Genomic DNA, 12,192 nt, shown 5'->3' on the forward strand with positions numbered 1-12,192 from the left:
GCTGCGCCGCAACTGCCTTCATGTCGGGCTCGGCCCGAGCCGTGGTGCGGTGGGTTCGGGCAGGGTCCGGAACAGCAGCCAGCTCAGCGCCGGCATCAGGACGAGAGGTGCCAGGGCAGTCCGCAGTGACGTTGCGTCGGCAAGGCTGCCGATGAGTGGGCTGACCAGGCCGCCGATGCTGACAGTCAGGCCGAGGGTGATCCCGCTGGCGGTGCCGACCCGTGAGGGCAGGTAGTCCTGGCCGAGCGTGACCTGCAGCGAGAAGGGGACGTAAAGGCCGGCTGAGGCCAGTGCCACGAACAGGTACAGGGCGGGGCCCGGCACGAACACCACGCCCGCGACCGATCCGATCGTGATCAGATACGACCAGCGGGAGACCGTGACCCGGTCCCAGCGCCCCGCCAGCGTACCGCCGAGAACGGAGCCCACGGCGCCGCCGAGGTAGAACACGAAGAGTGCCAGACTGCCTGCCACGGTGCTGCCGCCCATGCGCTGCGCGGCGTAGAGCGAGATGAAGGTACTCAATCCCACGAACACGATCGACCGGCACACCACGGCCAGCGCCAGCCTCACGAATGACGCTCTGTCATCCGGCCCAGCCAGCACCGCCGCAGCGGTACCGGCGGCCTGCCGCTGCCCCAGCGCGCGCAGCACGGGTAGGCACAGTACGGCGGCTGCGAGCGCTGGCAGCACCAGCAGCGGCGTCAGGCGCAGCCCACCCGTGGTCACAACCGCGCCGACCATGAGCGGGGCCAGCGCGAAGCCGAGGTTGCCGCCCGTCGAGAACCAGCCCATGGCGGCGTGGCTGCCCTGGCTGACAATCCGGGCGACCCGTGCGGACTCGGGGTGGTAGGCAGCCACACCGATCCCGGAAACCGCTACGAACAGCAGGGTGAGCCCGTAGGAGCCGCTCATCCCGCTCAGGGCGATGCCCACACCGCCCAGCAGGGTGCCGACCGGCAACAGCCAGGGCATCGCCCAGCGGTCGGTCAGGGCACCGAACACCGGCTGCACCACCGACGACAGCAAGGAGGCGGCCAGCACCACGCCAGAGACAGCCGCGTAGCTGTACTCGCGCTCAGCGACGAAGAACGGGACCAGGGAGGCCACCGCGCCCTGGTAGACGTCGACGCAGGCGTGCCCGACCGAAAGGAGAGTGACCGAGACGTTCCTTCGCATCACCTCATGATCAGATCCCGTCGCCGTGTCGCGCTTCCGATAAACTGACGGATGATGACGAAAATCCGCCACAATCCGGTGGCGCCGACCCGCACCCAGCGGCTGGCGTCGGGCGGCACGATCGACGCCCATCGGCACGACGACCACCAGATCGTCTACGCCGGCCGTGGGGTGCTGGCCGTCACGACCAGCGCGGGTTCCTGGGTTGCCCCCGGCACCCGCGCCATCTGGGTTCCGGCCGGCACCGTTCACGCCCACAGGGCCCATGGGGAACTGGAACTGCATCTGGTGGGGCTGCCCGCGACCGACAACCCGCTCGGCCTGGATACCCCGACCGTGCTCGCGGTGGGCCCGCTGCTGCGTGAACTGATCATCGCCTACACCCGCACTCCCGACGACGACAGTCCCGAACGGATCCGGTTGCGCGCGGTACTTCTCGACCAGTTGCGGGCCTCCCCCCAACAGCCGCTGCACCTGCCCACGCCGGCCTCGCCCCTGCTGCGCACGCTCTGCGACATCCTGCGAGCCGATCCGGCCGACAGCCGCACGCTCGCCGAACTGGGCCACCAGGTCGGCGCGAGCGATCGCACCCTGTCCCGGCTCTTCCGCAGCGACCTCAACATGACGTTTCCACAGTGGCGCACTCAGTTGCGGCTGCAACACGCACTGGTCCTGCTGGCCGAGAAGACATCGGTCACCACCGTCGCGCACCAATGCGGCTGGTCCTCCACCAGCGCGTTCATCGACGTCTTCCGGCGGGCATTCGGCCACACGCCGGGCTCCTACCCGACCGGCTGATCGACGAGTCGCGGCAGGCAACCGCTGCCGTGACCAGAACCATCCCCCTCGTTCGCTCCTGACAAACGGCCGGGACGTCTACGCTCTACCGGGTGCCGATGGGGTTTGGAGTGAGTCTCGTGGTCCACGGCCAGACGGTGGACCCGACAGAGATGCTGGCGACGCTGGCCACCGACCTCGACGCCAACGGCATCGAGGTCCTTCGAGTCGACAACGTCGTGCGCTTCACCGCAGACGAACTGCGCGACCTGTCGCTCTTGGCAGCGCCGCTGGCCAAGTGGTGGCAGCAACACCGACCATCGACTGCCGGTGTGGTAGCGCTGCGGTTCGTCGGGCCGAGCGGCGTCACCGAACTGAGCTACAGCAGGCCCGACCTGGCCGTTGAATACGTCCGGCACACGATCGAAGTCGAAAGCGGCGAGCCCTATGCGCCCGGTGCGGCTCCCGGCCCGATGCGTCGGCTCACGGCAGGGCTGATACGCCGGGGTCGGACCGGCTTCACCGCCTCGGAGCTGTCGATCCGCGACGAGGGCGACATCCTGTGCATAGCCCTGGCAGGACGCGAGCTCGACGATCGACCCCGCAGCGTGCAGTTCCAGGCGTTCAACCCGGAGCATGACGACTACGACCCCGGCGACGACGACGGCTACTGTCTCGTCACCGACGGCGTACCGGTTTACGGCGCGCTGGTCGCACTCCGGCTGACCCGCAGCACCCTGAGCCTACGGCTCACCCACGAAGCCGCACGAGCATGGGGAGCCCGCTCGACCACCCTCACGATCAAGCTCCACCTCACACACCAGGAAATCGAACAGCTACGCCGGCAGCTACAGCGCCTCTTCTCCTTCCGCACGGCTCAGCTTTCCGCCCCCACACTCCACCTCGGATAGCCGATCGCCGATCGGTGCACCCTCATGCCGCGACCCACACACCTCTCGCGGCTCCGGCTCCACCGGGGAGTAGTGCGTGGGGTCAAGCGAGCGCGCCGGGTCCGGCGGGCATGAGTCGAGCGAGCGGTTCGCGTTCTGGAACCGTCTGACAGATCGATTTTGGAGCAGGTCCGGGCACCCGGCTAGGCAAGGCCACGATCCGCTACGGATGCCGCGATTCGTCGAGAGGTGGTGCAAGGTCGAGCAGGCGCGCCAACAGGTACAGGGCGCCCGTGTCACCGCGCTGGGCACGCTCACGTAGTCACCACGCGCCTCGGCCGCTTCCGCCGATGCCTGGTCGAACCGCGATCTCACCGCATCAGTATGGCCCTCTGGTTGCAACGCACTCATCCAAAGCTGGTGGAGCGCGTCCGCCGCCGGCACGCCCGTGGCTATCGGTGGCTGTTGCGGATCTGCCACCAGCCCAGTACGCCGTACCAGACCATGACCGGCAGATGGAGGCCGTAGCCGAGCTGTTCCAGCGTTGCCGACGGGTCTTCGATCCCGGTGGTCCATGGCAGCAGAACCCCGGCAAGGCCGGAGGCGACGGCGATCAGGCCGGTATGACGAAAGGCGGTGGGCAGCGGTACGCCGAGCGCGGTCGTCACGGTCGCGGCGACCCAGAGCAGCCCGGCGAGGTTGACAGCCCACTTGGCGGTGACGAGGACTGCCCCGGCCACGACGGCGGTCGTCGGGTCGGTGGGATCGGCGGCCAACCGGGTCAACGCGAGGTTTCCGGCGTCGTGGAGCAGCCCCGCCAAGCCGGCACAGGGCAGCAGTCCGCCGGCGAGCGTCACCAGGTGCGGCCTACCGCCGGTGGGGCGGGCCGTCATCACGAGCCCGGCCGCGAGTAGGGCGAGCCAGCCGACGACATCGAGGCCCAACCCGATCAGGTGCGACCCGACCCGGGCGTTCACCACGGCCAACACGGCAGCGGGATCGGCCGGATTAAGGGTCAATCCCGATGGCACGACAACGGCCACACCGGCGAGCATGGCCGACAACGAAATCAACAGCAGCGCGCCCGTCAGCCGGGCCGCCGAGCGCTGGTCAGCGGGACTCATGGCGGCACGCTAAAACCCTGACACAGGGAGAGGGTCAAGCCAGGAGGAGGGCGGCGTGTGGCGGATCGGGGAGCTGGCGAGGATGGTCGGGGTGTCCGAACGCACCCTGCGGCACTACGACAGGGTCGGCCTACTCGCTCCTGCCACAGTGGACCGTATCACCCGCTACCGGTGGTACGGAGTAACCGAACTGGCCCGCCTGGAACGCATCCGAGGGCTACAACACCTCGGGCTGTCACTACGTCAGATCGCCGACGTCCTGGACGCCCCCGACGAGCAGCTACAGCAGGCCCTGACCGAGACCGTGGCCGCCCTTCGCCGCGACCTCGCGGCCAAGGCCGCAGCCGTGGCCATCGCCGAGGACCGGCTCGCCACACCGATGTCGGTCCTACCCCAAACGGCCACGGTGGGCCCGCGCCGCCTGTACGTGCGCCACCTGCGCATCGCCCACCCGTCCGCGCTGGCCGCCCTGTGCCCGCCACCACCGACGACCCTGCTCACCTGGCTCACCGGACATCCCACCGGGGACTTCGTCGCGGCAGTCCCGGCCGACCGGGGCGGCGAACGCCTCGACCTGCCCGCCCGTACGGTGGTGCGGACCATCGTCCCACCGGCAACCGGAGTGGTCCGCGCCGGCCTCGACCTCTTCGACTGGCTGCACCGCCGTGCCCTGACCGTCGCCGGCCCCACCCTGGAGGAGCACCTGGTCGACGCTGACCACGCCGTCGCGACGGTCCTGGAGGTACCCGTGCGACCCGCGACACCCCCGACCCGCCGCGACGCCGGCACCAACCCGCGCTGATGCCGCACCACGCGCACCGCAGATGGGCCAGTCGTCCCAGTGCGTGTCGGGTGGCAGGGTCGGCTGGTAACGGGAGGAGTCGGCCGAGGCGAGAGCCTCCGCGATCTGCCGACAGGTTTCGACATCGCTCGGCCGAATCCCCGAACGGCAACCGCCGCTCGGGCGGTTTGTGCCGCGCGAGGGTCCCGGAGAGCAGGCGGACGTCGGTCGAGACGGAGCGAGGCTAGGGCGGCGCCAGCCGCGCCAGTCGAGCGATGAACGCGTTCGCTGCCGGAGTCGGTCCCAGTCGGCTCCAGACCAGGTGCTCCAGGCGGTACGACGTGTTCACCACGGGTACCACGGTCACGCCGGGCAGCCGTACCGCGAAGGTGGAGGCGAGGAGGGCGACGCCGAGACCTTCGGCCACGAGCCGCGCCATGATGTGCGGGTCGGTGATCTCGAAGGCGACCGTGCGCTCCAGGCCGGCGGCGGCGAACGCCCGGTCGGCCTGGACCCGGCCGGTGGTCCCGGCGGGAAAGTCGACGAACCTCTCGGCGCAGATCGCCTCCAGCCGGATCCGTTCGTGGCCGGCGAGTCGATGGTCCGGAGCCAGCAGCGCGGCCAGCGGGTCGCGGGCGAGCTGCTGGCTGTTCAGGTCCGGGATCTCGACCTCCTCGGCCAGGCCCAGGAACGCGACGTCGAGCGCACCGGCGCGAACCCGGTCGGCCAGGTCGTCGCTGCCGGCCGTCAGCAGGCTGATCCGCACCTGCGGGTACTCCTGATGGAAGACCCGCAGCGCGGCCGGCACGTCGACGGCCGCCACGGTCGGGATCATGCCGACGGCGAGCCGACCGCGGATCTCGCCGGTCGCCGCGAAGACCTCCGCCTGCACGCGCTCCGCCGCCGCGAGGCACTCGCGCGCGGCCGGCAGCAGGGCCGCGCCGGCCGGGGTCAGCGCCACCGACCTGCTGGTGCGGTGGAAGAGCCGCGCACCCAACTCCTGCTCCAGCTTCGCGATCTGGTGACTCAACGCCGACTGTACGACGAAGCACCGCTCGGCCGCCCGGGTGAAGTTGCCGAGTTCGGCCACCGCGACGACGTATCGGAGCTGCTGAAGGTTCACCCGGCAATCGTCGATCACGATCGAACGTATGACAACAATGCGTTGGACTCATCGCTGCTGACGCCACAGGCTGGTGGCCATGGGAACCTCCACCGGCACGCGGACACTCGTCACGGCTCTCGCGCCGGCGGTGTGGGGCACGACGTACGTCGTGACGACCGAACTCCTGCCCGCCGGGCATCCGCTCTTCGCCGGCCTGGTCCGATCGCTGCCGGCCGGACTCGTCGTGCTGGCGGTGCTCCGCGTGCTACCCCGCGGCGTGTGGTGGTGGCGATCGCTGTTACTCGGCGCCCTCAACATCGGGTTCTTCTTCCCGCTGCTCTTCGTCTCGGCCGAGCGGCTGCCCGGCGGTGTCGCGGCCACCCTCGGCGCGACCCAGCCGCTGGTCGTGGCGGGCCTCGCGGTCGGCATCCTGCGGGAGTCGCCGTCGTGGTGGCGCATCGGCTGGGGCGTGGCCGGAGCGGCTGGCGTCGGGTTCGTCGTCCTCGGCCCGCAGGCGGGTCTCGACCCGGTCGGTCTCCTCGCCGGGCTCGCGGGCGCGTTGTCGATGGCCCTCGGTGTGACGCTCACCAAGCACTGGCGTACCGACGAGGTGCGCCCGGTGGTGTTCGCCGGCTGGCAGTTGACCGCAGGCGGGTTGGTCCTGCTCCCCCTGACCGCGCTCTTCGAAGGTCGCCCTCCCGCCGTCGACCTTCCCGGGCTGGGCGGGTACGTCTGGCTCGGGCTGGTCGGCGGGCTCGTCGCGTACGCCGTGTGGTTCCGTGGCATCGGCACCCTACCCGTCGCCGCCGTCGCGCTACTCGGGCTGATCTCGCCGCTCGTCGCCGCCGCACTCGGCGCCGTCGTCCTCGACCAGACCTTCGGCCCGGTCCAGGCCCTCGGCTTCGGCATGGCACTCACCGCGCTCGCGGCGGGGCAGTTGTCGGCGGCCCGAGGCGGCGGACCGGGCGACGCACCCACTCCACCGGTGGAGGCGATCGGCGTGGCAGGCTCTGGTTCCCGCACCGTGCCAACCCCGCCGGCTCCCGGCACCGTCCCGACGGCAGGGCGGGCCCGGACCGCACCGGGGACGCCGGGACTCCAGGAGCCGCCTCGCCCTGTACGCCGACGAGCAGCGGATGCTCTTCGGGGCCAACCCCTACCGGCAGACCGTCATGTCTGACCAGCCACGCACCCCGCCCCGCAGTCGTCGGCCGGGTTCGCACCAGGAGGAGAAATGACCAACGGGACTTTGGCCCGGTTCGTACTGCTCGCCCTGCTGTGGGGCGCCAGTTTCACCTTCATCAAGGTGTCCCTGGAAGGGCTCACCCCGGCGCAGATCGTGCTGAGCCGGCTCGTCCTCGGCGCCCTGGTGCTCCTGGCCATCGCCGCCGTCCGAAAGGTCGCCCTCCCCCGTGGCGGCCTGGGCGTCTGGGGACACCTCGCCGGCGCGGCCCTGTTCGGCAACGTCATCCCGTTCCTGTTGCTGTCCTACGGCGAACAGGGCACCGGTGCGGGCATCGCCGGAGTTCTGGTCGGCAGTACGCCACTGCTGACCCTGGCTCTGGCCGCCGCCGCGCTGCCCAGCGAGCGCGCCACCACACGCAAGGTCGTCGGCCTGGTCGGCGGATTCGTCGGCGTCGTGCTCCTGGTCGGGCCGTGGCACTCCGAACTCGGCACGCTCAGCGGCCGGCTGGCCTGCCTGGGTGCTGCGGTGAGTTACGCGATCGGCTTCGTCTACGTCCGTAGGTTCCTCTCCCCACGCGGCCTCGCCCCACTGTCACTCGCCGCGTCACAGCTGGTCGCCGCCGCCGTGCTACAGGGCCTGGCCACCCCGTTCCTGGCCTGGCAGACCCCGGAGATCACCGGCCGGGTCGCGGGCAGCGTCCTGTTCCTCGGCGTGTTCAGCACCGGGCTGGCCTACGTGCTGTACTTCCGGCTCATCGGCGATGCCGGGGCCACCGCCGCGTCCGCGGTCAACTACCTGGTCCCGGTCTTCGCCGTGCTGATCGGCGCCGTACTGCTCGGAGAGGCGATCACCTGGAACCTCGTCGTCGGCGGCCTGGTGGTCCTGGTCAGTGTGGCCTACGCGGAGAACCGCATCCGGCCCCGCGTGACGCGCGACGACGGGTCACCCGAGCAGACGGGTCAGCCCCGACGTCGGCCGGCTCCGCACGGGTAGCCGCACCGACAGCGGAATTGCCAACAGCATACCGGGTATGCATACTCGGTAGCTATGTCGATTCGCCATGGCCTGCTCGCGTTGCTGGAACGCGGCCCGATGCACGGCTACCAGTTGCGCGCCGCCTTCGAAGAGTCCACCGGCGCCACCTGGCCGCTGAACATCGGGCAGGTCTACACGACACTGTCCAGATTGGAACGTGACGGCCTCGTGCGTCCGCTGCCGGAGAGCGACGGGGGGCAGCAGCCGTACGAGATCACGGATGCGGGCCGGACGCAGCTGGACACCTGGTTCGTCACCCCGATCAGTCGCGCGGAGCGCCCACGCGACGAACTGTCCATCAAGCTGGCGCTGGCCATCACCACGCCGGGGGTCGACATTCGGGTCGTGCTACAGACCCAGCGGACCGCGACGATGCGCTCGTTGCAGGAGTACACCCGGCTCAAGGCCCGGGGCTCCGAGCCCAGGCCCGCCGACCTGGCGTGGTCGCTGGTGCTCGACGCGATGATCTTCCAGGCCGAGGCCGAGCTGCGCTGGCTCGACCACTGCGAGTCCAGCCTGGTCCGTCACAACGTCACCCCGGTGCCACGGTCCAGCACGCCGAACCCGACGTCCGAGCGCAGCGAGGTGACGTCGTGAGCGTGCTGGAGATACGCGACGCATACCGGACCCACGGCGCCGGGGAGGCCGCGGTCCACGCACTGCGCGGCGTCACCCTGACCGTCCGGCCTGGAGAACTGGTCGCCGTGATGGGACCGTCGGGTTCCGGCAAGTCGACCCTGTTGAACCTTGCCGGCGGCCTGGACCGACCCACCCGGGGTGAGGTGTACGTCGAGAACCAGCCGCTCCGCAAGCTGTCCAGGCGGCAGCTCGCCGCGCTGCGGCGACGATCGATCGGGTACGTCTTCCAGGACCTCAACCTGCTGCCCAGCCTCACCGCCGCGGAGAACGTCGCACTCCCCCTCGAACTGGACGGCACCGGGGTACGACAGGCCCGCCGGCTCGCCGTGGCCGCCCTGAGCGAGGTCGGGGTGGCCGAACTCGGGCCGCGCTTCCCGGACGAGATGTCCGGCGGCCAGCAGCAGCGGGTCGCGATCGCCCGGGCACTCGTCGGCGAACGTCGGCTCGTGCTGGCGGACGAGCCGACCGGGGCGCTCGACTCGCAGACCGGCGAGTCCGTACTGCGACTGCTGCGCACCAGGGTCGACGCGGGCGCCGCCGGCGTGCTGGTGACCCACGAGGCCCGGCACGCCGCCTGGGCCGATCGGGTGGTCTTCCTACGCGACGGCGTCGTCGCCGACACCTCCGGCCCGCTGGCCGCCGCCGAGCAGCTCCTGGGGCGGGCGTGCTGAGGAGCTGGCTGACCGCGCTGCGCATCGCCCGTCGGGAGGCACGTCGGGCGAGAGGGCGCTCGGCGCTGGTGATCGCGATGCTCGCGTTGCCGGTACTGGCGCTGAGCGCCGCCGCCGCCAGCTACGACATGTTCCGGCTCACCCCCGAGGAGGAGGCCACCCGCCTTCTCGGTGCCGCCGACGCGAGGATCGAATGGGTCGACACCGAGCCGGTCCGCCAGGATCCCACCGGGGACGGCCACTCCGCCGACAGCTCTTCGCACGCCGCCAGCACATCGGCCGAGGAGCTACTCGCCGCGTTGCCCGAGGGCAGTAGGGTGACCCCGGTCCGCAGGGGTACCGTCCAGCTTCGTACCGCAAGCGGGATAGGCGACCTTCCGGCGTACGGCATCGACGTGGCCGATCCGATGGTCGCCGGCCTCGTCACGTTGCGCGTCGGTCGCGCTCCGGCGACCGAAGGCGAGGCGGCGCTCACCGAGCAGGCGGCGCGGCGGCTCGGCAGCCGGATCGGCGACACGGTGCGGAACGCCGACCGGACGGCCTCGTGGAGGGTCACCGGAATCGTCGAGTTTCCCGCCCACCTGGCCGAGAAGGTGGTGTTCTGGCCAGACCCGGCGACGGGCGGCGGCTCCGGCTACGACTCGCACCAGTGGCTGTGGGACGCGCCCGTACCGGTCGACTGGGCCGGGGTCAGTCGACTCAACGAACGTGGCATGGTCGTCGTCTCGCGGGCGGTACTGCTCGATCCGCCCGCGCTCGACCCCTCGCACCCGTACTACCGGGACGGCGCCGACGATGTCGACCTGCGGGCCGTCGCCGCCGGTGGGCTCGTCGTCGGGCTGGGCGTGCTCGAGGCGATGCTGCTCGCCGGGCCGGCGTTCGCGGTCGGTGCCCGCCGCCGGCAACGCGACCTCGGGCTGGTCGCCGCCAACGGAGGCACACCCGCACACCTGCGTCGCATCGTGTTGGCCGACGGCGTCGTACTCGGCGTGCTCGGCACCGTCCCGGGGCTGGTACTCGGCGTAGCGGCCGCGTTCGCGTCCCGTCCCCTGGTCGAAGTGCACCTGGCGCAGCAGCGGGCCGGCGGGTACCGGGTGTTTCCCCTCGCGCTGGCCGCCATCGCCGGTCTCGCCGTCGGGACCGGCGTCCTCGCCGCACTGGTGCCGGCCTTCACCGCGGCCCGCAACGACGTCGTCACCGCCCTGACCGGGCGGCGTGGCGTCCGCCGGTCCCGCAGGGGATGGCTGGTTCTCGGCCTGGTCCTCGTCGGCACCGGTAGTGTCGCCGCCGGCTATGGCGCCTGGCGGGTCTCGTCGAACATCCTGCTCACCGGCCTGGTCCTCGCCGAGGTGGGTCTGGTGCTCTGCACGCCCGCGCTGGTGGGCCTGGTCGCCCGACTCGGCCCGCTACTGCCGTTGGCACCCAGGATCGCACTGCGCGACACCGCCCGGAACCGGACCGCGGCCGTGGCCGCCGTGGCGGCGGTCATGGCCGCGGTGGCCGGCAGCGTAGCGGTCGGGGTGGTACTCACCGCCGAGAAGACCCGGGCAGACACGGGGTACCGGGCCGGCCTGCCCGACGGACACGCGCTCGTGATCAACAATCCGCTGCCCGGACCGCTCGACGGCGAGCAGCCCCGGGTCCCGATGCGGCGGGTGGCGGACGCCGTCCGGAGCACCCTGCCGGTGACCGAGGTCGTCCCGGTCGGCGAGGTGGCCTGCCCCGACAGCGACAGGACGCCCAGATCGGTCAAGGCGGGTCGGCCGGTACTCCCTTACTGCGCCCTGCAACCCCAGGTCCCTCGGGAGCGGCGGTGCCCGTACGACCCGTTCGGCGGTGTGGTGCTGAGCCGAACCCAGCAGCGGGCGGCGAACGAGGATCCACGGTGCGCGATCGAGAAGCTGCCCAGCAGGACCGGGTACGGAGCCCTCATCGCCGGACCGGCGGCGGTGACCGCGCTGACCAGGGCCTCCGGCGAGGATCTGACCCGGGCCCGCGAGACACTGGCCGCGGGCGGCGTACTCGTCGGTGACGCGCGGCTGGTTGTGGACGGCCGGGTGACCCTCCAGGCGTATGACGAGACGATCCAGGGGCCGATCACGCCCGAGAAGCTGGCCGCAGCACCGACCGTGACCGTCCCGGGCTACGCGCCCAGCACCGGTACCCGGTTGTCCGGCACGATCTACTCGCCGGGTGCGGTGCGGGCGGCGAGGCTGGGTGAGCGACCGTACGGGCTGGTCGTGGCCACCGACCGGATGCCCACCCAGGCCGAGCAGGATCGGCTGACCGCCGCGCTGCGTGACCTGACCGACGAGGGCGGGCTGGGCGCGACGATCGAACGCCGACCGGCGACCCCGTACGACCCGACGCTGCTGATCCTGGCCGCCGTCGCGGGCCTCGTCACGCTCGGAGCGGCTGGCATCGCCACCGGCCTCGCCGCCGCCGACGGCCATGCCGACCTGGCGACCCTCTCCGCCGTCGGTGCCAGTCCGGGGGTACGCCGTAAGCTGTCACTGAGCCAGGCCGGTGTGATCGCCGGCCTGGGTACGGCGCTGGGGCTGCTCGCCGGGCTCGGCGCCTCCACCGCGGTGTTGTTCGCCTACAACCGGGCACTTCTGTACCAGTGGCCGCGCGAGGCGGCGTACCCGATCACCATGCCGTGGGAGACGCTGGCGGTGGTACTCGTGGTACCGCTGGTGGCGATGTGCGGCACCGGCCTGCTGACCCGCGCACGCCTGCCCATCGAACGCCGCCGCGTCGGCTGAACCGGCAGACGCGGGGAGGGCCGGCCCCTGCGGACCGGCC

11 protein-coding genes are annotated in these 12,192 nt (G+C 71.4%); 8 read left to right on the top strand and 3 right to left on the bottom strand.

The features are described 5' to 3' along the window. Nucleotides 1–18: 18 nt before the first annotated feature. Nucleotides 19–1,179: an MFS transporter gene (locus C6W10_RS21440; protein WP_107264161.1), complete on the bottom strand. Its 1,161-nt coding sequence runs from the start codon at nucleotides 1,177–1,179 to the stop codon at nucleotides 19–21. A 51-nt stretch (nucleotides 1,180–1,230) separates the two neighbouring features. Between C6W10_RS21440 and C6W10_RS21445 the strand changes: the two genes are divergently transcribed. Beyond that, entirely contained in the window at nucleotides 1,231–1,977 is a 747-nt protein-coding gene (locus C6W10_RS21445) for a helix-turn-helix transcriptional regulator (protein WP_234361371.1), read from the top strand. 110 nt (nucleotides 1,978–2,087) lie between these two features. Then, a complete protein-coding gene (locus tag C6W10_RS21450; RefSeq protein WP_107259942.1) occupies nucleotides 2,088–2,867 on the top strand; it encodes a hypothetical protein in 780 nt (259 codons plus the stop codon). Nucleotides 2,868–3,298: 431 nt separating this feature from the next. On the opposite strand, the gene C6W10_RS21455 is transcribed toward C6W10_RS21450, so the two are convergent. Continuing rightward, the gene (locus C6W10_RS21455) at nucleotides 3,299–3,970 is read right to left on the bottom strand and encodes a hypothetical protein (RefSeq protein ID WP_107259944.1); all 672 of its coding nucleotides are present in this window, start codon (nucleotides 3,968–3,970) and stop codon (nucleotides 3,299–3,301) included. A 55-nt stretch (nucleotides 3,971–4,025) separates the two neighbouring features. Between C6W10_RS21455 and C6W10_RS21460 the strand changes: the two genes are divergently transcribed. Beyond that, nucleotides 4,026–4,772, top strand: a complete 747-nt coding sequence (locus C6W10_RS21460) for a MerR family transcriptional regulator (protein WP_107259946.1) — start codon at nucleotides 4,026–4,028, stop codon at nucleotides 4,770–4,772. Nucleotides 4,773–4,995: 223 nt separating this feature from the next. On the opposite strand, the gene C6W10_RS21465 is transcribed toward C6W10_RS21460, so the two are convergent. After that, entirely contained in the window at nucleotides 4,996–5,874 is an 879-nt protein-coding gene (locus tag C6W10_RS21465) for a LysR family transcriptional regulator (RefSeq protein WP_107264163.1), read from the bottom strand. 79 nt (nucleotides 5,875–5,953) lie between these two features. Between C6W10_RS21465 and C6W10_RS21470 the strand changes: the two genes are divergently transcribed. Genes C6W10_RS21470 through C6W10_RS21490 form a run of 5 tightly spaced genes read left to right on the top strand, consistent with a single transcriptional unit; the run spans nucleotide 5,954 to nucleotide 12,152 of the window. Continuing rightward, nucleotides 5,954–7,036, top strand: coding sequence for an EamA family transporter (locus tag C6W10_RS21470; RefSeq protein ID WP_107259948.1), 1,083 nt, complete (start codon nucleotides 5,954–5,956; stop codon nucleotides 7,034–7,036). Nucleotides 7,037–7,090: 54 nt separating this feature from the next. Continuing rightward, the gene (locus tag C6W10_RS21475; protein WP_107259950.1) at nucleotides 7,091–8,035 is read left to right on the top strand and encodes a DMT family transporter; all 945 of its coding nucleotides are present in this window, start codon (nucleotides 7,091–7,093) and stop codon (nucleotides 8,033–8,035) included. 54 nt (nucleotides 8,036–8,089) lie between these two features. Beyond that, nucleotides 8,090–8,674: a PadR family transcriptional regulator gene (locus C6W10_RS21480; RefSeq protein WP_107259952.1), complete on the top strand. Its 585-nt coding sequence runs from the start codon at nucleotides 8,090–8,092 to the stop codon at nucleotides 8,672–8,674. Beyond that, on the top strand, nucleotides 8,671–9,387 hold the full coding sequence (locus C6W10_RS21485; protein ID WP_107259954.1) for an ABC transporter ATP-binding protein: 717 nt from the start codon (nucleotides 8,671–8,673) through the stop codon (nucleotides 9,385–9,387). The genes C6W10_RS21480 and C6W10_RS21485 overlap by 4 nt, the downstream gene beginning before the upstream one ends. After that, nucleotides 9,381–12,152 (top strand): ABC transporter permease, encoded by a 2,772-nt coding sequence (locus tag C6W10_RS21490; RefSeq protein WP_159104697.1) that lies wholly within the window; start codon nucleotides 9,381–9,383, stop codon nucleotides 12,150–12,152. Before C6W10_RS21485 ends, C6W10_RS21490 begins: the two co-directional genes overlap by 7 nt. The last annotated feature ends 40 nt before the right edge of the window (nucleotides 12,153–12,192 follow it).

Origin of the sequence: Plantactinospora sp. BB1, from assembly GCF_003030385.1 — a bacterium.
In the GTDB taxonomy this organism is placed as follows: domain Bacteria; phylum Actinomycetota; class Actinomycetes; order Mycobacteriales; family Micromonosporaceae; genus Plantactinospora.